The sequence below is a fragment of the Paenibacillus sp. JGP012 genome (assembly GCF_014203995.1).
Lineage (GTDB): Bacteria > Bacillota > Bacilli > Paenibacillales > Paenibacillaceae > Paenibacillus > Paenibacillus silvae.
Genome location: NZ_JACHKG010000006.1, coordinates 210,122 through 230,681, shown reverse-complemented (window position 1 = coordinate 230,681; position 20,560 = coordinate 210,122). Strand labels below are relative to the sequence as shown.

General features: G+C 49.1%; 23 protein-coding genes. 5 read left to right on the top strand and 18 right to left on the bottom strand.

The window, feature by feature from the left end; all coding sequences use genetic code 11:
* The 5 genes from sigY to uptA all read right to left on the bottom strand — a co-directional run bounded on the left by sigY (window position 1) and on the right by uptA (window position 3,149).
* Entirely contained in the window at window positions 1-528 is a 528-nt protein-coding gene (gene sigY, locus HNR77_RS10845; protein ID WP_184183564.1) for an RNA polymerase sigma factor SigY, read from the bottom strand.
* Between the two features lie 118 nt (window positions 529-646).
* On the bottom strand, window positions 647-1,084 hold the full coding sequence (locus HNR77_RS10840; RefSeq protein ID WP_221443797.1) for a hypothetical protein: 438 nt from the start codon (window positions 1,082-1,084) through the stop codon (window positions 647-649).
* 240 nt (window positions 1,085-1,324) lie between these two features.
* A complete protein-coding gene (locus tag HNR77_RS10835) occupies window positions 1,325-1,957 on the bottom strand; it encodes an MBL fold metallo-hydrolase (protein ID WP_184183558.1) in 633 nt (210 codons plus the stop codon).
* Window positions 1,958-1,962: 5 nt separating this feature from the next.
* The gene (locus tag HNR77_RS10830) at window positions 1,963-2,532 is read right to left on the bottom strand and encodes a thioredoxin family protein (RefSeq protein ID WP_184183555.1); all 570 of its coding nucleotides are present in this window, start codon (window positions 2,530-2,532) and stop codon (window positions 1,963-1,965) included.
* A complete protein-coding gene (gene uptA, locus HNR77_RS10825) occupies window positions 2,532-3,149 on the bottom strand; it encodes an undecaprenyl phosphate transporter UptA (RefSeq protein ID WP_184183552.1) in 618 nt (205 codons plus the stop codon). The genes HNR77_RS10830 and uptA overlap by 1 nt, the downstream gene beginning before the upstream one ends.
* 160 nt (window positions 3,150-3,309) lie before the next feature.
* Here uptA and HNR77_RS10820 point away from each other — a divergent pair, with 160 nt between their 5' ends.
* Window positions 3,310-3,657, top strand: a complete 348-nt coding sequence (locus HNR77_RS10820; RefSeq protein WP_184183549.1) for a dehydrogenase — start codon at window positions 3,310-3,312, stop codon at window positions 3,655-3,657.
* Window positions 3,658-3,912: 255 nt separating this feature from the next.
* Here HNR77_RS10820 and HNR77_RS10815 read toward each other — a convergent pair whose 3' ends face one another.
* The 5 genes from HNR77_RS10815 to yyaC all read right to left on the bottom strand — a co-directional run bounded on the left by HNR77_RS10815 (window position 3,913) and on the right by yyaC (window position 10,704).
* Window positions 3,913-6,582, bottom strand: coding sequence for an O-antigen ligase family protein (locus HNR77_RS10815; protein ID WP_184183546.1), 2,670 nt, complete (start codon window positions 6,580-6,582; stop codon window positions 3,913-3,915).
* A gap of 419 nt (window positions 6,583-7,001) precedes the next feature.
* Window positions 7,002-8,243, bottom strand: coding sequence for a class I SAM-dependent methyltransferase (locus HNR77_RS10810; protein WP_184183544.1), 1,242 nt, complete (start codon window positions 8,241-8,243; stop codon window positions 7,002-7,004).
* Window positions 8,244-8,309: 66 nt separating this feature from the next.
* Window positions 8,310-9,029, bottom strand: a complete 720-nt coding sequence (locus HNR77_RS10805; protein ID WP_184183541.1) for a DUF6483 family protein — start codon at window positions 9,027-9,029, stop codon at window positions 8,310-8,312.
* A 265-nt stretch (window positions 9,030-9,294) separates the two neighbouring features.
* A complete protein-coding gene (locus HNR77_RS10800) occupies window positions 9,295-10,086 on the bottom strand; it encodes an alpha/beta fold hydrolase (RefSeq protein ID WP_184183538.1) in 792 nt (263 codons plus the stop codon).
* 60 nt (window positions 10,087-10,146) lie between these two features.
* Window positions 10,147-10,704 carry a spore protease YyaC gene (gene yyaC / locus HNR77_RS10795; protein WP_260410484.1) on the bottom strand — a complete coding sequence of 186 codons (558 nt, stop codon included), beginning with the start codon at window positions 10,702-10,704 and terminating at the stop codon, window positions 10,147-10,149.
* Window positions 10,705-10,935: 231 nt separating this feature from the next.
* Here yyaC and HNR77_RS10790 point away from each other — a divergent pair, with 231 nt between their 5' ends.
* A complete protein-coding gene (locus HNR77_RS10790; RefSeq protein WP_123065974.1) occupies window positions 10,936-11,157 on the top strand; it encodes a DUF1128 domain-containing protein in 222 nt (73 codons plus the stop codon).
* 154 nt (window positions 11,158-11,311) lie between these two features.
* Here HNR77_RS10790 and HNR77_RS10785 read toward each other — a convergent pair whose 3' ends face one another.
* Complete coding sequence (locus HNR77_RS10785) at window positions 11,312-12,049, bottom strand: pirin family protein (RefSeq protein ID WP_184183534.1); 738 nt, start codon at window positions 12,047-12,049, stop codon at window positions 11,312-11,314.
* Between the two features lie 150 nt (window positions 12,050-12,199).
* Window positions 12,200-13,204: an asparaginase gene (locus HNR77_RS10780; RefSeq protein ID WP_184183531.1), complete on the bottom strand. Its 1,005-nt coding sequence runs from the start codon at window positions 13,202-13,204 to the stop codon at window positions 12,200-12,202.
* Between the two features lie 231 nt (window positions 13,205-13,435).
* Here HNR77_RS10780 and HNR77_RS10775 point away from each other — a divergent pair, with 231 nt between their 5' ends.
* The 3 genes from HNR77_RS10775 to HNR77_RS10765 all read left to right on the top strand — a co-directional run bounded on the left by HNR77_RS10775 (window position 13,436) and on the right by HNR77_RS10765 (window position 15,127).
* The gene (locus HNR77_RS10775; protein ID WP_184183528.1) at window positions 13,436-14,143 is read left to right on the top strand and encodes a phosphatase PAP2 family protein; all 708 of its coding nucleotides are present in this window, start codon (window positions 13,436-13,438) and stop codon (window positions 14,141-14,143) included.
* A 115-nt stretch (window positions 14,144-14,258) separates the two neighbouring features.
* Window positions 14,259-14,666 carry a YtxH domain-containing protein gene (locus HNR77_RS10770; protein ID WP_184183525.1) on the top strand — a complete coding sequence of 136 codons (408 nt, stop codon included), beginning with the start codon at window positions 14,259-14,261 and terminating at the stop codon, window positions 14,664-14,666.
* 95 nt (window positions 14,667-14,761) lie between these two features.
* A complete protein-coding gene (locus tag HNR77_RS10765) occupies window positions 14,762-15,127 on the top strand; it encodes a DUF5665 domain-containing protein (RefSeq protein ID WP_145406038.1) in 366 nt (121 codons plus the stop codon).
* Between the two features lie 23 nt (window positions 15,128-15,150).
* Here HNR77_RS10765 and HNR77_RS10760 read toward each other — a convergent pair whose 3' ends face one another.
* From HNR77_RS10760 to HNR77_RS10735, 6 genes are all read right to left on the bottom strand, one after another.
* Entirely contained in the window at window positions 15,151-16,170 is a 1,020-nt protein-coding gene (locus HNR77_RS10760; RefSeq protein ID WP_260410483.1) for a magnesium transporter CorA family protein, read from the bottom strand.
* Between the two features lie 143 nt (window positions 16,171-16,313).
* A complete protein-coding gene (locus HNR77_RS10755) occupies window positions 16,314-17,087 on the bottom strand; it encodes a sigma-70 family RNA polymerase sigma factor (protein WP_111268407.1) in 774 nt (257 codons plus the stop codon).
* On the bottom strand, window positions 17,084-17,536 hold the full coding sequence (gene rsbW, locus HNR77_RS10750) for an anti-sigma B factor RsbW (protein ID WP_145406036.1): 453 nt from the start codon (window positions 17,534-17,536) through the stop codon (window positions 17,084-17,086). Before rsbW ends, HNR77_RS10755 begins: the two co-directional genes overlap by 4 nt.
* An 18-nt stretch (window positions 17,537-17,554) precedes the next feature.
* Entirely contained in the window at window positions 17,555-17,893 is a 339-nt protein-coding gene (locus HNR77_RS10745; protein ID WP_184183522.1) for an STAS domain-containing protein, read from the bottom strand.
* A gap of 87 nt (window positions 17,894-17,980) precedes the next feature.
* The gene (locus tag HNR77_RS10740; RefSeq protein ID WP_184183518.1) at window positions 17,981-19,657 is read right to left on the bottom strand and encodes a response regulator; all 1,677 of its coding nucleotides are present in this window, start codon (window positions 19,655-19,657) and stop codon (window positions 17,981-17,983) included.
* 16 nt (window positions 19,658-19,673) lie between these two features.
* Complete coding sequence (locus HNR77_RS10735; protein ID WP_184183516.1) at window positions 19,674-20,546, bottom strand: CheR family methyltransferase; 873 nt, start codon at window positions 20,544-20,546, stop codon at window positions 19,674-19,676.
* Window positions 20,547-20,560 lie beyond the last annotated feature (14 nt).

The following is a 20,560-nucleotide window of genomic DNA, read 5'->3' as shown; positions in this document are numbered from 1 at the left end:
TTACTCCAGCTCCTTTCTTAATTGACGGAGACCATAAGCTGTACGGGATTTGGCTGTTCCGGCAGGTATGCCCAGCATTGCCCCGATCTCATCATAACTATAGCCATAATAATGTTTCAGCAGCACGGTAATGCGATGCTCGGGGGTGAGTCTTGTCATTGCATCCATCACGTCCGTCCACGCTTCGTTTCGACTTTCGAGCTGCCAGCGAAAACGACGAATCGCCTGCTGGCGAATTAGATCGAGCCAGCTCTGTTCTCTCTTCTTACGCCTGATCCTGTCAATATATATTCGGGTTGCAATGGTGATCATCCAGGATGAGAACGCTGATGTGCCATCATACCGCCGTATATTCTCCATGCATCGGACCATAGTGTCCTGCACGATCTCTTCAGCCTGATTAGGGTCCATTGTAACTTTGACAAGGTACTTGTATAAAAATGAATAATGGCGCTGTAATAGTGCCGCGAGTGCGCTGTCATCTCCCTCTGCCGCCCTGCGGACTTCCTCCAGCTCAGCTGTTTTCATTATGGCTATCACCTGCCTCCTGTTCGATTTGAAGATAATACGACGGACTGCATCAAAACGTTCAACACCAAATCAGAACATTGCAATCTTATAAAAAATGCGACAATTTCCCGGGCAATCAGACTCCATTTCGGTAATCCTGCAGTTTGTCGAACCAGCGTTGATTGCGGGACCCGTGTTGCAGTACATGGCTATGCCAAATGTTTTGCTGGAACTTAATGCCCTTCGTCTCAGGATCTGTCTCAATTAATTTTTGGTTAATACCGCTTCTTAAATCCTTCGTATCACGTCTGAAATTTCTTGTTTCCGCATGAACAGCATGTAGATGGGACTGCTTGTTATTATAACTATTTGTAAGACTGCCGTTAGGTATGTATACTTTCTGACTAGCCGTTTCTTTGATGATCGAATGCATAACAGAATTCAACACAAGTCGTCGATCATCCAGACATGTATATTCCGGTACTTGCTGGGGCTGAAGCACATTTAATTTCTCCACATCCATTCCCCTCACTTTTATCGTTTTATAAGTTATTCTAAAGATTTCACCATTCACTCTGATGATAGATTAACCGGCTATCCAACGTCTTCTATATACACACTTACAGGAGAATAGAGCTCCGAAAACAAAAAAAGAACGCAAACCGGGTATGGACCACAGTCTGCGTGCTTCGCGAGTTAGGGTATTTCTATTCAACGCTTTAGTTAAGTGATGCCTTAACGCTTGTAACAACTAATAGCTATTCTAATGAAAAATTTGCCGCTTGTCCAGACCTATTTCACATAATGTGTCGAATTATCTTGAGGGAACATAAGGGTTGTTCTGTTTCTCATACCCTATCGTTGTTTTGGGACCGTGACCCGGATACACAACAACGTCGTCAGGAAATGAATACAGCTTGTTCTGTATGGAATCCACCAGATCGCGTTCACGTCCTCCTGTCAGATCCGTTCGGCCAACCCCCATCCGAAAGAGCACATCCCCGGCAAACAGATCCTTTCCACAAAGCAGGCTCACACTACCCGGGGAGTGACCCGGCGTATGAAAAACCTGAAAGGACTGTCCGATCAGATTCAGCTTCTGACCTTCATCCAATGCGAACTCTGCGGGAGATGCCGTAATTGGCGGTGTGACCTGCGGCCAATTCAACGAGCCATTCAGCTTGGCTGAAGTAAGCCAGTCGCTTTCAAGGTCATGAAGATATACGGGACATCCCTTGAGCTTGCGAATCTCCTCCACACCACCAATATGATCGAAGTGAGCATGGGTCAAAAGAATCGCTTCAATCTCCAGGTCCTGAATTGCTTTGAGCAGTGGGCCTGGATTCATGCCTGGATCAACAATAACCGCTTTGCCCGGGTCCTCCCCCTGTAACAGGTAGGCATTCGTTTGCAATGGCCCGAGTGTAAATGTACGAATATTCAGCATATGAATTAAAAACCCGAAATCAGCTCACGCAGTTCACGAATGATCACTGCATGGGACTCCGTTCCTTCCCCGTAACGTTTTAAAATTTCTTTGCGTGCCTCAGCCATATTATCCTGATAGTCTGCAGCTTCACGGTCAGGGTTCAGTCGTTTGAACTCTACCATAACCTCTTGCACATGCTGCGGTCGAGGCCCCCATTTACCAAGCACATGTCCACCCGTATCCGCAAAGATCACAATTGGCACCGAGCGACCGCCCATCGTCAGAAACTCATCCATCACGTCAGGATGATTCTCCATGATCAGCACTTCGGTTGGAACACCCGAAATCTCCAGTGCTTGAAATACAACCGGAATATTGCGCACTACATCACCGCACCAATCCGCTGCCAGAATCAGCACACGCAGGTCATCCCGATAATTCAGACTTTCAAAAAATTCACGATCCTCTTCGCTTGCCCAGACAAAGCTGTCATAGTTCGCCTGAAATTCATTCTGATTTTTGGTCATACTTGCGATAAATTCCTTCGGCGGAAGACCTTTACCGAATTTGTGAGATAAATTAGGCTTGGACATTACTCCACACTTCCTTTCTTTTTACGTGCATTCATCCATTTGATGACAAAATAAATAATCAACAGAGCAAGTGCAACGAGCAGAATTGGCGTAATAAACGGCGCTGCCTTCTCGTCAACATGCTTCCACTGATCGCCAAGAACCATTCCTAAATATATAAACAATGCAGTCCAAGGTATAACAGCGAGTGTCGTTAGCAAAATGAACTTGCCTGTATGCATTTTCGTGATGCCAGCCGGAATGGAAATCGCATGTCTGACCACCGGAACAAACCGTGCTGTGAAAATAACACCCGTACCATACTTGCGGAACCACTCTTCAGAATGATCGATGTGTTTTTTCTGGATCAGTATGTATTTACCGTAGCGTTCCAGTACAGGTCTGCCGCCATAACGACCAATCCAGTAAATAAACAGCTGGGCCAGAACTCCGCCCACTGTACCAAAGATCATCGCCCCGAAGAAGTTAATCTGATGCTGAGAAACGAGAAAACCGCCATATGCCAGCACAATTTCACTCGGAATCACCTCCAGCATTAAACCAAGCATAATACCGAAATATCCTAAGCTTTGAATCCAGTCGAATAATTGGCTGACTATGTTATGAATAACGTCCATCTCAACCCTCTTTCTTTGTCCTGAATGGGGGTGCCCTGCCGCACCGTGGAGTTTCGTCCTTATTTTATCACAGGCCCCTGAACGTGGCTACTTTGCGAGACATGCACAGTATCCCTCAGACGCGGCTCCGCATATGGTATGGGGAGAGGAGCGTGAGCATATGTCATTCAAATCTGTACCCGGGTCTCCCCCGGTCAAACATAAGCAATCCGGTCAGAACCTGCCTTCTGCCCGAGGAATTCGCCGTGCCTGCAGCAAGGAATTATACCGGACAGCCAAGCGGTTGAAGCTGTACATCTCTCCAGAACGAATGAAGCAGGCTGAAGAATGCTACTATGCCAAAGTCATCGCGAACCTGCTGTGGATTGGAGAACATCGCAATGACCGCAAAAAGCTGTGTGACTGGTGGAATACGGAAGTCAGCGCAGAGATTGCAGCCCTGTGGGAGACCGACGTTGAACCGCTCAAAGAGGCGTTCAAACATGCCTTTGGCGGATATCGTCTGTAAAATGAAAAGGATGCCGGGAACAAGCAGACGGGAGTATGGCTCGTCTGCCTGTTCAAAGACATGCTGGAACTCGCCTTTGTCATGTAGCAGAAAAGTTGTGGTTTTATAGATAAAAACAGGGTGTGCACTGGCACTTGAGCAGCGTTGCTGTTCAATAAATGGACTATAGCAATGTTAATGGGACAAGTTAGGCGTTTTCAGGCTGTGTCACGATACAGGACCTGAACGGAAAATATTTGCAGGTATTGCATGTTGCTACTTTAATTTGTTAGCCAGGTCTAGCGGTCTCCCAAATGAGCCCGCTGCCATCCTGCGCAAGTTCTCACCTGTTGTAACAGCCGACGCTTGTAACAGGAAACGACGGTCATTGCGCATATGCTCTGCATTGACCTGTACTGCCAGCTTTTGATAACGATCATAGATTTGTACTCCGATTGCGGCAGTCTGTCTGGCTTGCTCTGTACGTCCTTGCCGGACTTCTCTCGCTGCCGTCTGCTCCATCCAGTACAGCGCTGCACTCTGGGTTTGATAATCATAACGGTTCAGTGCAATGGATTTTGTCCAATAGTGCCCCGCCTGATATCCGTTACCTGTTAGAGCCGCCAATCGCCCAAGCTCTGAATAAAGCTGGAAATCATGCGGCGCGTAGGACAAGCTTTTTAGCAGCACTGCTGTGGCCGCCTGATATGACAGCGTGCGTGCAAGAGCAATCGCCACATCTGTCCGTGCCGGATCCAGGCGGTAGGCTGCACGCAGATGCTCATAACGTGTCTCCTTGCTCACCCATTCTTCCCGTGCTTGACGATACTCCAGTTCAGCCCAAGTGTGCAAAGCTGTCATACAGACCGTCCCGCCAAGCCAGCATGCAAGCAGCAGCAGGAGTGCATAACGTTTGGATTGGCCTGATTTGCGGTGAGAGAAGGCCGTATGGATACAAGTATAAATGTAGCTGCAGGCATGGGAACATACATCGATGCAGGTGAATCCGGGAGCTATTGACCGCTCGGGGGACCGGGATGAATAACGCCGGGATGGATAGAGCTGGCTCACTCGTTTCAGGGCAGGGGCATATCCTGCGGCTCCATACGCTGAAACTTGAATTAGATTCGCAGCAGAAACAGGAGATGCCTCTGTAGAATTGTGCTTGGTGAACGGCTGCGGCGACATGAAATCCGCCTCTGCCTTCAGCGCAGCTGCCCATGCCGCGAGCCAGATGACGAGCATCCAGGCGAACGCAAAGCTCCAGTCGAAGTCCACTGCACCATGCAGGACGAAGACAAGCACGGGCGGCAGCAGCCGCGGTGCGAAGCGGCGGATGCTGCGCAGGGTGAGGAGCATCCACCCTGCCAGCAGCGCGATGCCGAGCAGGCCCGTATCCAGGGCCAGATCGAGCAGCCCGCTGTGAACCTCGCCGCCGACATACGGCGAGGACTGGATGGCGCGGAACATGGTGCGCCATGTGTCTCCCCCGCGGCCGAGCCATGCGGCCTCGCTCCACAGCTGCAGGGCATCCAGCCACATCTGTAAGCGGGATGTGCCTGTGCCGACACCCGCCGCGAAGCGATCGGCGGTGGAGGCGGCGGCCATCAGTGCGGCGGCGATGCACTCCAGCACCAGGGCCGCCATGGCAGCGGCGCGGCCCTTTCGGGCGCCGCTGTGCCACAGACGGCACAGCAGCAGCGTGCCTAGCAGCGCAGCTGCCCATGCCCCGGCCACGGCCAGCAGGCCGGGCACGGGTGCAGGCGCCAGCTGGGCAGCAGCCAGCTGGCGGTAGAGCCAGGCCGCGCAGGCCAGGGGCGCGGCCAAGGCCAGCAGCAGCGGCACGCGGGCACCGCGCCGCTGCTGGGCAAAGGCGGCGACCGCGGCGCAGCCGGTCGCCAGCAAAGCGCCGCGCGACTCGCTCAGCAGGAGCGCGGCGTGCGCGGGCATGAGCGGCAGCACCGCCGCGAAGAGCCGGCGGGCCGGGACAGCACGCCCGGCCAGCACGCCCGTGGCGGCGGTCAGCCGCTCCAATGCGTACATGCCAACGATGGCACCGTACGCATTGGGGTACTGCAGCAATCCGCCGAGCCTTGCGCCGGCGGAGCTAATCTCGGGGTCTGCTGTACGCATGACCCCGTAAGGCAGCGGCAGCACGCCGCACACGGCCAGCAGGCCGCTCAGCACAAGCACGCCGCCAGCCAGCTGCCAGCCGCAGGCAAGCCAGCGCACACCACCCGGGCTCACGGCCAGCATTGCCGCGAGCAGGGCAAACATCGCCAGCAGGCTCCAGCGCAGCATTTCATGCATGCTGCCCTGCGTGCTTGCCGAGCCCGCCCAGACATGTGCGGCATAACACAGCATCATTGCCGAAGGAAAAGCGACCAGCAGCAAGCCAGCCCTGCACAGATGCATTGACTCTGACCTCACGAAGCCCGGTTCAGCCTGTTCCGGCATCCTCGCACCTCTACTGTACATCACAAGCGACAGTGCCACGATGACACCTGTCATTACAATAACAGGGTACATGTCGGCAGCGTTAAACAGCCCTCTGCGCAAGCACCCGGCCAGTAAAATAACCACCATGCTTAATCCGATGATGGTTGTGTATTTTGATCCTGTCCTGTGCCAGTCACGTTTCTTTTGCTCGATTCCAGCCCATTCCGTTACAGGCCCCTTTGAACTTGAGCTCCATAATTGTTGTGGACCAGCTGTACCGTTATATGTATTGTGTTTGCCTTGCAAATAGCACCCGTATTCCGCATGTTCACTCGAACCCGGCAAAAGATATCGATGATCGTGCTCTTCCCTACCTTTTTCCCGCGCAGCATTAACTTGCTTCTTGTAATCCGTTTCCGCTTCATTTCCTGCTCCTGTTCCATCATAATCTCCTGTTGCCCCTGCCTCTCGTACAGCCTTATCTATCTTGACGTTTACACTTTTCATTCCACACCTCCTCTGCGCTTCAATCGCTTCAAGCTTCACACAACTTCTCTCAGCAATCACAGAAACAAAAAAAGACAGAAGGTTCCCATTCCGGGTCCTTCTGCCTCATGTCCGCCGAGTTGCAAGATCAGTTCATGTTCGACAATGACAGTCCTATCTTTTTCATGAGCCTCACTTACGCAGGTGCTGACAAGTTTTCCTTCAATATCTGCGCATCGAGTAAGGCGACCCTTGCATCAGTATGTCCCTTTCCTCACTTGTGCAGACCATGCAGATAACATGTACCTGTCTTGTTTTATCAAACTGTTTTCTTTCGCTCATTCACAAAAACTTCCTTACCTTTGGCAGCATCACAATTGTTACGTTTTCACCAAAGCGTTACTTCCAATCCGTTCTTCCGCTCATCCCACAAGCTAATGCTAATGTAGGTTACACTTCGCAGCATTTTTCAGCGTTTCTTTATTCACTTTGCCCGCAGTTTTGCTGCCTTCCACCGGAAGCAGGTCCGCACAAGCACGCTCCAGATACGGATCGGCGTGAATAAAGTCGCGGAACGCAAGGTATTCACTCCACATGTCCTGCACCTGACCTGCCTGACCGCGAACGGCGCGAATCAGAATATTTTTGGGTGTGTTCTCGAGGTCAATAAACTCGAGCAGCTGTGTCTTATATCCCATCACATCCAGCAGCTTGGCACGAATACCGTCCGTAGCAAGTGCGGAGAATCGTTCCTTCAGAATGCCGTGAGACAGCATCGGGTTCATAACGGAAGCCTCGACCTGATCATACAGCTCATGCTGACAGCAAGGCACGGACAGAATGACGGATGCTCCCCAGCGTACAGCCTTCTCCAATGCCGCATCCGTAGCCGTATCACAGGCGTGCAGGGTAACCACCATATCCACCTCGTTCAGCTCATCGTAATCTGCAATGTCTCCAACGAGAAATTTCAGATCACCATAGTTCAAACGTCTGGCCAGATCATTACAATGCTCGATCACGTCCGCCTTGAGATCGAGACCGATAATCTTGAGGGAACGCCGCTGCAGCACAGATAAATAATGGTACAACGCAAACGTCAGATACGACTTGCCGCAGCCAAAATCAACGATGGTCAGCGGACGTCCTTCCGGCAGATGCGGAATGACATCCTGCACCATCTCCAGGAAACGATTGATCTGTCTGAACTTGTCGTACTTGCGTGCAAGCACACGTCCCTGCTCATTCATAATGCCAAGCTCAACGAGGAAAGAAACCGGAACGCCCTCCTCCAGCACATACTGCTTTTTGCGATTATGGGACAGGTCCACTGCTGTTTTGGATGGAGACTTGGTCAGAATTGATACTTTATATTTTTTGCTGATCAGAATTTGATAATCCGCCTCTGCCGTACAGAGCAATCCCTGACGAAATGTCTCTTCACATAACAAAGTCATGCGCTCCATCGCTTCAGTCGGGGTCAGATTCTCATGCAGCACTTTATTGGAATAATGAAAAGCAAACTGGTAATGAAGCTGATTTTTCAGCGTAACCGGCTTCACCTGCACTTTGGTAAACGAGACATTGTCCCGTCTGCGCAGCTGACTCCAGGTCGCCGTAATCAGCGAGTTCTGTTCAAAAATATCTTGTATAAGCTTTCGCAACGAATCCACGGGGTACATCTCACTTTCGATTTGGTTTGGTCAACCGTTACCATACCATAATTCTGTTCCCTCTCCAAGTGACTGTTAATCATTCGCCCTTTGACGTTTGTTCTCCAGAGCTTCAAGCTGTGTCAGTCCCTCTTCAACTTCGTCTCGCGGCAATCCGCCCTGCTCCAGCTGCTCATCCGTAAGCTTTGTTAATCGCTCGTAGAACGCCCTCGCATCCGCCACATACTGCACGGGGTACTCCGCGCCAAGATGAAGCAATCTATACCAGCCATTCTCGGCCGCATCATATCGCGCCTGCTGTTCCCGGTACAGCGCAAGCTGTTTTTCCGTTCGGGCAGGAAGCTCATATCCTTGAATTTGCGCTATGACTTCCTCTATACGATCGGGAACTTGCAGCAGTTCGCGATTAGCACCATGGTTCATGGTGTACAGGTAAAAATGCAAAGCTCGCATCAAACGCACAAGCGCCGCATCTTCCGCTTCCATTTTCTCCTGATCATCTATGCCTTCTACTCTGGCCTTCTCCTGATAGATATATGCCTCTTCTTCTATGAGTCTCGCTGCTTGCTGCAGGTTGTCTACCTCTATTACACCGCGAAAACGGAACATCTCAATTACATCCTCTGCAGGCAGAGAGTTCAGCAAAGACAGATTCATGCCGAATTGTCTGCGCATCAGCTCATCCAGTTCAGACAAAGCCTCTGTATGTTTGCGTTGCTGTCTCAGTGTAAAAGCCTTGCCAATCGCCTCTGTCATTTCCTCCATCATGCGGAGCAGGTAATCCTTCCTGAACATCGGTGCGCCCCCTCATATCTTCGATCATCATCAAACGTGCTGTCTCATTGAGGTATAACGTGCTGTCTCATTGAGGTATAGGGTTTATTTTAATTCATGCCGTAAAAAAAAGCGAAAGTCCGGCTTCCCCTGAGGTATAAAGCCGGGCAGTGAAACAAACGAAGCCCCGGCTTGTCCATAACAACGGACAAACAGGGGCTTCTATTACACTTGGGTTCCATATCATGTTTTGGGCAACCGCCCAATCGTTGGAACAATCTTATACTTAGTCAGACAAACCCGTCATGAACTGTTTAATCACCTGAATCAATTCTTCTGGTGCTTCATACATGCTCATATGTCCTGCACCTGCAATTGTAGCCTGTACAATATGCGGCTTGTCACTTGTAAAGGTACGCTCAGGTGGAATGAGTCCGTCTTTCTCTCCTGCCACAAGCAGTACAGGCATCGGTGCTGCCGACAACACATCGCGGCGATCCGGACGCTCACGCATGGCGAGCGCTGCTCCGATTGCACCTTGAGGTGCAGTCTTGTAACCGATCTCTTTGACACGATTCACATGGGCAGATAATGATTCCACATGCTCCGGTGCAAACAGGCCTGGCACCAGTCCATCCACAAAATTCACGATGCCCTCAGACTGAATGGTCGATACTGCTCGCAAACGTTTCTCCTTCGCCTCGTCACTGTCCGGGAATGCTGTGGAATGGATCAGACCAAAGGCATTCAGGCGCTCCGGGTGATGCTGTGCAATCGCCAGCGCAATATATCCCCCCATGGAATGCCCCAGAATGACGGCTTTCTCTACTTCCAGCTCATCCAGCAGCTGCAGTACATCATTGCCCATCTGTTCAATCGTGTAGCTGCCAACCGGTGCATCCGTTTTGCCGTGTCCACGCAGATCAGGTACGATACAACGATAGCTGCGGGCCAGCTCCGGCACCACTTCATCCCAATAGGATGAACTGCCGCAGAATCCGTGAAGCAGCACAAGTGCTTCTCCCTTGCCCTGCTCGGCATAACAAATCGTCGTTCCATCACACATCACTTTTTCCATATTAATCCCTCTCTCTGCGCGAATGTAGTAGTTCAGGTTGTATATTATTAAGCATTCAGCTCATGAATGAAACGCTTCCCGGGAATTCCAGGCTTCACATATCGCATCAGCCAGCACTCGGGACATCTCCATCACCAGATACAGTGAAGTCATCTGTAAAATGGAATACGGCCTTGGTCCATTCACATTCACCACAGCAGCCACGCTGTATTTTCCTACCGGAGGCAAACTGCCGCCGACCGCTTCCGCAGGAAGCAGTGCGTCCTCGGACACATAGTATGTCCCGGCGGCATTTTTCGGGCCCAAACATGCATCGATTGCAATCACGGCATGATGTGCCGGGATAGACGCCAGCTTTTGCGCAAATGTATCCGCATCACAAGGAGACGCCAGCGTGCCGATCACATGAGGCATACCACGTTCCTCCAGCAGAGTACCTGTCATCGGGCCAAGCGCATCCCCGGTCGAACGATCGGTTCCAATACACAGAAACGTAATTTCGTCCGGGGTATGCCGCTGTATGATCTTTTTGAAAAAAAGAGCAAGCTGATCTCCAGGTATGCCTCTGCGCATGCCCCGGGTCTGCTGCCGGACCAGTTCTCGTTTGTATACAGCCAAACTTGACTGCCTCCCTTCCCGCCATGGCACACTGTCATTTCTGACAGGCATCAGCGCTGTCTTTGCTTCCAGTAAGTAACCCCGCTCTATTCTCACATTGTAACCGATGCATGGTATCCCCGCAAAATCATTGGCTTGTGCCCTTCTACTCATGCTACAATAACAGGAGTTTCCGTTTGGAAAAAGGATCAGATCAACCCATCCCCGGAGATGGAAAGGATGAAGTGAACGATGGATTTAACACAAGCAACAGCAGAAAACATGGAATATATGATTGAAGCGATCAAAACCAAACTGCGGATGGCCAGCGGCGCGGCAATGCAGGCTTCAGCATTTCCACTTGAGAAATATGAGGATCTGCAGGATTTATACGAGATGGTTATGAGCAAAGAGCACCTGAGCATCTCCGAAGTGGAGGCCGTTGCTTCCGAACTGGGCAAGCTGCGTAAATAAGCGTTGACTTGAATATTACCCTGCATCCAACAAAGCTCACAATCCAAAAAAGGACCTGTCTTGCATCAGCATACTGATACAGGACAAGTCCTTTTTGGCTATTCCCTATTTCCTGATTCCTTGTTCCAGCCTTATTTCCACAATGTTCTTCACTTTAAGGCAGATCAATCAGGACAAATTCAGCTGGCTCGCTGCCTGCGCTTGTCATCTGCAGATCACAGCTTTTGCGAATTCGGGCGGCATCACCCGGCTTGAGATCAAAATTGCCATCCGAGCACTGGAGTTCGAGATGACCGTTCATCAGAAAGAGATGGGTACGGCGCTCCTCATGCTGGGGAAACATTAATTTTTTGCCCGACTCCAGCCTGGATAGATAACAGGTTACGTCCTGAGCGATACGCAGACCATTTTCGTTCAAACTCTCATTCGCTCGATCTGATGTGCCTGATACCATCGGATACAGGCGGTTCAGATATGCCTCTTCTTCTATTTTACGAAAAGCATAGGATGGCTTAAGCTCTCGATGAGAGGGAAGAAACCACATCTGCAGAAAACGTACCGGCTCATCCTCAGACGGGTTCGTTTCCGAATGCTCCACGCCCGTGCCTGCACTCATAACCTGAGCCGTTCCCGCTTCCAGCAGCTGTTCTGTGCCCATGCTGTCCACATGTTTAAGCGTTCCTGATATCACATAACTGACAATTTCGAGATTATGATGTGGATGTTTCTTAAAGCCTTCCTGCGGCATCAGCGTGTTGTCATTATGAGCTAACAAACATCCGAAATGGGCGTTGCTCGGGTCCTCATAATCTGCAAAAGAAAAGCTGAATTCACTGTGTATCCAGCCTCGATCCGACGTGTGCCTTTCTTCCGATGTCACTACTTTAATCATATTCATCCACCTCCAGGGGATTGGAACTGCCTTGCAGCAGTATTCCATACGTGTTTAGAATTTTATAGATCAATACCAATTGGTATGTGATTTTTACCCGGCGCCCGGTCATTCTAATCACGCTCCTTCTAAAGGTTACTCGCTATCTAATCATGAGTTCAGCACAAATTCACTGTCCATATGTCCGACAAGCGTGCCTGCATCATTACGGATACCAGCAGGAAATGCTTCGGCCAGCCTTGCAATGGTTGCTTTGTTAGCATATCCGATCTGCTTCAGAATCGATTGTGCAATAGAAGCCCATTCTTCCTCGGAGCCGTCCAGCACTTTAAACGTGATGCCAAGTCTCTCTTTTTTCAGCGCAAAACCAAACACACCCTTAAATCCACCCTTGGCTACAATGTTATCGTCCTCCAGCAGCACGGAATCCACCCGGTTCGTACCACCCACCATCAGCGGATGCTGGTTCATTGCCGCAGTGATTGTTTCTACAGCGGTACGTGTCGGTGCATCGGCAATCAGATCAGGGCAAGCCAGCTTGAGGTATGCACTGGCCAGTGCAGACAGCGGCAGCGAAAATACCGGAAAGCCGCAGCCATCCGTCCCAAGCTGAATATCTGTTACTTCAATACCTGCCAGACCTGCCAGCGTGTGAAGTATTTCCTGCTGCACGGGATGATGCGGCTCGGCATAACTGCTCAGATCAAGCTGTTTCATCTGGCTGTAGCCTAGAATGCCGAGGTGTTTCCCCGAGCAGTTGTGCAGTATACGACGCTTCTCTCCTTGGGCGCGCAGCCAGTCGTTGCGGCTCTCTTCATTTAACGGATAACTTGGTGCACAGATCAGACATTCCTCGCCAAGTCCGATTTTGCCAGCCAATTGTGCCAGCACCCGGATATGCTCCGGTTCAGAGCGATGGGATGATGCCATGATGGCAATCTCCTGCGGCTCCAGATTATAGTGGTGGTCAATGCCGGCACGAATACCCGGAATAGCTTGAAATGGTTTCGCAGATGATCGGGTAAAAGCTCTGAAATGAGGATCACCAGCCGAATATACAACACGACCATGCTCATCTGTAATACATATATGTCCGTAGTGGGCACATTCCATCACACCAGCACGGTATTCTTTAACTAACAGCGCACTCTCCATGCGACTTTCTCTCCTTTATATTGCCAAATTCTTGTACATGCAAGTCGATGTCAACTTATATATACACTCCCGAATTTATCTCTGTTTTGCTTTGCGTCACGGCGCCGCATGGGATATCCTCATTAGTATAGTACAAAACCGACACTTTTACAGTTTTTTCGACAGACCTTTTGGGTAAAACATGATCAGCTTTCATAATGCACTACACTTTCGTTGAAGGAGAACCGATTGATGCTACGAAATTCTAAACCTCTCTCGTCTGATCCGCAACAGGGCGTCCCTGTCCCTATACAGCCTTTACTGAAATATACGCTGCTTGCTTCTCTTCTCAGTGCAGCAATTGTTTTATTATTGGCAGGTATCGGGGTATGGATGGGACCAAATCGTATTTTGACGCTGGACGATCGGATTCAGCAGCTATTCTACCTGAATTCGGAAGCTCGCCTGCTCCTGCTGCCCTATACTTCATGGATCACTGCACTCGGTTCGTTCAAAATATCGGCTTTGGCCGCAGCAGGCTTCGCCCTGATCTGCTTTGTACAACGACGTCCCCGAGCGATGATCTATGGCTATGTGATCTGTGCAAGCTTTGCGATGATGTGGATGCTGAACACATTACTAAAAGAAATCTTCCGAAGAAGCCGGCCCGAGCTGGAGCATCTGCTTGCTGCCCACGGTTATAGTTATCCCAGTGGTCATGCCATGATTTCTATGGGCTTCTACGGCATGCTTTTTGTGATCTGGGCTCTGGAGTGGAGACAATACAGAGCCTTTCAAAGATGGCTTCCTGTGATGCTCGGTGTCTTCTTTATTGTCTTTATCGGTCTTAGCCGAATTATGCTGGGGGTTCATTATCCTACAGATGTACTGGCAGGATTTGCATCCGGTCTCATCTGGGTGATATGTTTGTTGCAAGGCATCAAACAAGCAGGCCGATAACCGATTTACTTCATTTTCCAGTTTATTCATCAGGCATTTCGTTGTTTCACTCAAGGACACAGTGTTTATATACGAAGTAAGTAAACACGAACAGAACATTAAGGAGTGATTAAACATGAATAAAACAGAAGAACAGTATCCAGTACAAAGCGGTTCGACATTCGCCAAAGGTCTTTTCATCGGAGGATTGCTGGGCGCTGCGGCAGCCCTGCTCTTCGCCCCTAAACCAGGACGCGAGCTGCGCGGTGACCTTTCTGAAAAAGTAAACCTGGTAACTGATCGTACAAAGGAAGTGGCAACGGTTGTTGGAGATAAAGCTTCCGAGCTTGCCAAAACGGTGTCAGCCAAAACGTCCGATCTGGCTAAAACGGTAAACCAAAGTCGTAATGACGTAATGGATTCTGTAAAAAAAGCATCTGCTGATGTTGCTGAAGAAGCAACCCGTGCATCTGAAGAAGTGGCGGCCGCTTCCGTAGAAGCGAAGGAAGATGCACGTAAAGAACTGAACTCAACCAGTTTGTAAGTTGCTCTTACAGAGTCTAGCAATACATAGCCAGCTGCAAGCAGCTGGCTATTTTTTATCCTGAACATATCCTGAGCAGACGGAGGAACAAATACATGAGTAAAGTCACAATGAACGGAAACACCCCCATCACAGGAGCACCTCCTGCACAGCAGTATGACATCAATGAACATCCTTTTGAGCTGAGGCACGAGGTCAAACGGCTGAATACACGTCTCGATCAGATTGCTGACAGTCTGGAGAGAGCACAGATCAAAGATATCATCGAAAATTACAGCAATCCCAAAAAACGTATCATTACCAATTTCACTGCAGGTATGGCTAGAGGACTTGGACTAACCGTAGGTACGTTTGTCGTACTCGGTTTGCTTGCCTTTATTCTTAGTCAATTCGTTAACATGCCCATCGTGGGCCAGTATATTGCTGACCTGCTTGGTTACATCGAAGATTACAAAAAATAAAAGAGGAACCGCCCGGTCTGTGACTATCGCGGTTCCTCTTTTCCTTTGTCCCGGTTCCCCTGTGCGGAAGACTGGGCAGATTTCACTTTTAACAGATCCCCTGTCCATCCTTTCATCATCATCCACAGATACATACCGAGCATGCTGAGCAGGATCAGCACAATAACAAGCACCACGCCCCATGTCTTGTCGATCAGAGGTAGATTCTCAAAGTTCATGCCCCAGATCGCCCCTGCAGCTGTAGCCGGAGTGAACACAGACGTCACAATCGTCAATGTTTTCATAATTTCGTTTCCACGGACTCCCGATATCGCATTGTCGATCGAAATAAGGGTATCAATTTCTTTTTCATAATGCTGGAACAGACATTCCATCCGCTCGACACGGTACTGAAGCTGCTGGTAGAAACGATTCTCTGTAATCTCCTGAAGATAAGCCTCCTTGGAAGCTGCCATTAATTCGGGATAAGGAATAAACAGATTGCTCCAGTACAACAGTTCAAACCGGGCCGCCAGAATCTGATCCATTAATGTACGTGCATTACGGCTCTCCATCTTGCGCTCCAGATCACGCAAGTTCATCTCAAAATGGTCCATGCCCACATGGTAATAATGCAGAATGGCTCGAAACAGCACAAACATGCCTTCATTGGCCTGGGTACACTGCTGTAGTATGTGAACACGTTCGCCCGTTTTCATGATCTCTCTTGTGTTATCATCCAGATTAAGGGTAACCAGATGTTGGCGATCAACGTAAAAGAACATCTGATTTCCTCTCCGGGTATCATCTCTCTCGTTTTTCACCGCATATAATAAAGAACCAAAAATCACGGCTTCTGTTCCATTTACATAACGTACCGACAGATAATTCGATTCGACCTCGGGTATTTTTCGCAGCCAATAATCCATATCAGGAAACGACTTTGCCAGATCATCAATCGCACTTTCCATACTGCTGGCATCGGGCGCGACCCAATCCCACCACTGCCAACCCTCTGAACAGAATAACTGATCACGCCGGGCCTCTCGTTTCATATGCTGCATTTGACCATCCTCCTGGACACATGTTTTCTGTCCTTTGCCGGGTCATGTGACCCGTCTGATGAATCCAAAAAGGACACGTATGCATTCCAGTGCAATACCGTGTCCTTATCAAGCCGTATTCAGGCAACTATAAATATGATAGATCATAGCAAGGAAGCGTTAGACATAATCTGCTTCAATTTTTCCGTAGCCCGCTTCTGAATCCGGGATACACTCATCTGCGACACGCCCAGCTTCTGCGCAATAGCTCGCTGTGACTGTCCATCCTGAAATGCTAAAATAAGTACTTTCTGCTCTTGTTCCTTCAGCTGTCCCAATGCCTGCTGCAGATCCATCCGTTTTTCAACCGAATCAAAGTCATTGACATCTGCGCTGATCAGCTCGCCTAATGTTGCTGCACTATCATCCTGGGATAATGGAGAATCCAGTGATACATAGTGATAACATTCGCGGCCAGCGAGCACCTCAATCGTTTCCTCCGGTGACAGATCAAGATACTCTGCAATTTCGTTAACACCGGGGGAACGCTCCAGCTTTACCGTTAACTCATCAATGGCATGCTGCACCAAGGCGCCTTTTTCCTTGATCCTTCTTGGTACTTGAATGTACCATGATTTATCGCGAAGATAGTTTTTCATATGACCAATCATGCTTTTCATCGCATACGGTTCAAACGGAATCCCCAGATTAATATCGTATTGCTTCAGCAATCGAATCAAAGCCATCTGGCCGGTCTGATACAGATCCTCATACAGATCGGGACGATTCCGGGCAATTTTACCCGCTGCCATTTTGACCATCGGTTCATATTTACGGATAAGAACGGTTGCGATCTCGTTATCCTGCGTTTGCTGGTATTCCCAGATCAAACCAATCGCTTCAGACATGGACTCTGGGGGAGTCACTTTTTCATTCATACTTTCTCCTCACTTTTGGCAAGACGTTTTACGAGTACTACTTTCGTACCTTTGCCCGTCTCACTTTCCACACTGACATCGTCCATCAGAGCTTGCATGAGATAGAATCCCAAACCGCCGATCTGAGCGTCTGTCAGCTCTTTGTCATGAAGGCCGGAACGCGATACTGCCGGGTTCACATGCTCGAAGCTGGCACCCTCGTCTTTGACAGTAATCGCAAGGGACTCGCCATTCACTTCAAATACAACTTCAACCATGCCGCCTTCATGGGAGTAGGCATATAATACGGAGTTGTTACAGGCTTCCGACACAGCAACCTTCATATCCTCAATGTCTTCGTAAGAGAATCCCATTTTGGACGCAACACCATACAGATTAAGTCTTACAATATCCACATATTCAGCTGTCGCCGGTAAATTAAGAGTCACTCTTTGAACTTCTGCATTCATTCCTTTTTCGATCCTTTCCTATTGGGAATTCTTCTGTGTAACAAAGAATTTGGCTATACCCGTCATATCAAAAAGTTTCTGAATTTGCGCAGGAACTTCCTGTACTTCAAAGCGAGCTTCCATTCCATGTCTGGCCTTGAGAACAGATAACAGGATACCAATCCCTGTGCTATCGATGTACTTTAAATCTTTCATGTTAATGATGAGGTCCTGCTCCTTATTATCCACCAGCGGTTCCATTACCAAACGGAAGTCAGGAGCAACCGACAAATCCAGCTCGCCAGTCAGATACACTGTGCATACACCGTCAAGTGTCTCGGTTCTTGCATTGAATTTTTCATTTTTATTTGTATTCATTAGACATCTCTCTCCTGATCATTGGTTTCCTTACCTTATAACCCAACTTACGGGCAAGTGAATCAGAAAACAAAACCGGTAAAATTTTCAATTGGCCTGATTCATCGCTGAACCGCCCAGATTCACGACCTGACGTTTTTTCTGAAAATGTGCAAGCTTCTGTTTGACACTGCCCATCTTCACCGGCTTGCTGATATAATCATCCATTCCGGCTTCCGTACAGCGTTGTTGGATGCCGTCCATAACATTAGCCGTCATCGCAATAATAACGGGCTGCTGCTTCTGTGATACGGTCTCACGTATGCGCTTTGTGCATTCCAGACCATCCATTACCGGCATCTGTAAATCCATAAATACAAAATCATACTGTGACGGATTTGCTGTCACCATCTCCAGCGCCTTCTGACCATCCTCCGCAATATCGGAGAGAAGTCCCAATTTGTGCAGCATGATCGCCATCAATTTCTGATTGATCGGGTGATCATCCACAATGAGCACGGTTGGATGCTGGCCCTCGTTCTCCACATCTGTTACATTCTCTTCACCGTTCCTCTGCACCAGTTCCGATTCAACAAAACGCTTGGCCTGAATGGTGAACACAAACGTAGCCCCTTGTTTCTCCGAGGTATCCAGATAAATCTGTCCACCCATCATTTCAACCAACGTTTTGCATATCGCCAGACCAAGGCCTGTTCCACCGTATTTTCGGGTCATGGACGTATCGAGCTGAGAGAAGGGCTGGAATAAACGATCTACCTTATCGGACGCGATACCTATTCCGGTATCCTTCACGGCAAATTCCAGAGACATGCTGCCTCCCGCTTCCTCCTTCACCGATACAATCAGGTATACACCGCCGTGATCCGTAAATTTGACTGCATTGGCAATCAAATTCAGCAGCACCTGGCGAAGCCGGGCCATGTCCCCATAGATTAATTCTGGCACAGAATCCTCAAGGAAATAATCCAGTTCCAGATTTTTCTTTCCTGCCTCTGCAGCAAACAGCCCAAGCACTTCACGGATACAGCACACCAGCTCAAACGGGTGCTCCTCCAGCTCCATTTTTCCAGACTCCATCTTGGTAAAATCAAGAATGTCATTAATTACAGTAACGAGTGCATCCGCACTTCGGCGAACGATATCGACATACTCCTTCTGATCTTCCTTCAAGTCGGTTTCCATCAGCAGATCAACCATGCCGATAACTCCGTTCATCGGTGTGCGGATTTCATGGCTCATCATCGCCAGAAATTCCGTTTTGGCGTTAGCCGCAATCTCGGCTTCTTCCTTGGCCTGAACAAGCTGCTGGTTGATCTTCTCCAGCTCCTGTGTCTTCTGATGAAGCAGCATCGTCTGGGTTTTCAACCTTTTGTTCGAGAGAAACATCTCTACGAAACCTTCGATTTTGGACTTTAAAATCTGGGGGATAAACGGTTTGACCATATAATCAATAGCCCCCGCTGAATAACCCGCAAACAAATGCTCAGCCTCTCTGCTGTTCGCAGAGATGAAAATGATAGGCACATCCTTCGATTTGTCCCGTGCCTTGATTAATTTTGCTGTCTCAATTCCGTCCATCCCAGGCATCTGCACATCAAGTACAATGACCGCAAATTCATCCTTGAGCAAACAACGGAGTGCCTCTTCTCCAGAAGTCGCCTTGACGAGTTTGTACTGTTCGGACTCCAGAACCGCCTCAAGCGCAAGCAGGTTCTCAGGGCGGTCATCTACCAGTAATATGTGGATTGGTTCATTGAGCCCCATAGCTAAGCCTAACCCCCTATTTGATCTTCCGGTATATTTTTTCGGTTCGGTCTAATGGCTCGTAGGCATCACTGAATTCTGTAAAATGAATGGATTCTTTGGACCCCAGAACGAGTATACCGAAATGGCTCAAGCTCTCATGAAACAGCCCGTGCACATGGTTCCTTAGCTCATCATTAAAATAGATCATGACATTCCGGCAAAAAATGACGTTAAACTCATTAAATGACCGATCTGTTGCCAGGTTATGCTCGGCAAAAATAATATTTTTCTGCAGAAACGGGTGAAATATAACGGAATTATACTTCGCTGTATAGTATTCGGAGAAGGCTTTGGTGCCCCCTGCCTCCAGATAGTTCGTTGTAAATAACTTCATTTTCTCAATGCCGTACACGCCTTCTTTGGCCTGCTGCAGTGAGCGATCATTCATATCCGTTGCGTAAATTCGCGCTTTGTCATACAGCCCTTCCTCATGCAGCATAATCGCCATGGAATACACTTCTTCACCTGTAGAGCAGCCAGCATGCCAGATCCGAATGTATGGATAGGTTCTCAGAATCGGAATGATCTTTTCCCGAAACATGCGGAAAAGCGATGGGTCGCGAAACATTTCCGTTACAGGAATAGACAGGTTCTGCACAAACCGTTCAAAGGATGAACGGTTGTGCAGCACTTTCTCCTGCAGCCCGGATATAGTTTTCACACCTTCTGCATGCGCATAATGCCAGATTCTTCGTCTCAGTGATGGCAGCGCATAATTTCTGAAGTCATACCCATATAAACGATGCATTCCTTCCAGCAGCAATTCAATCTCGATCAGCTCGCGCTCTTCCTCTTGCGGTATACGGACTGAATCTGCCCCCGTCTCGTTAGGTTCCCACGGTGTCATAGCTTCTCTCCACT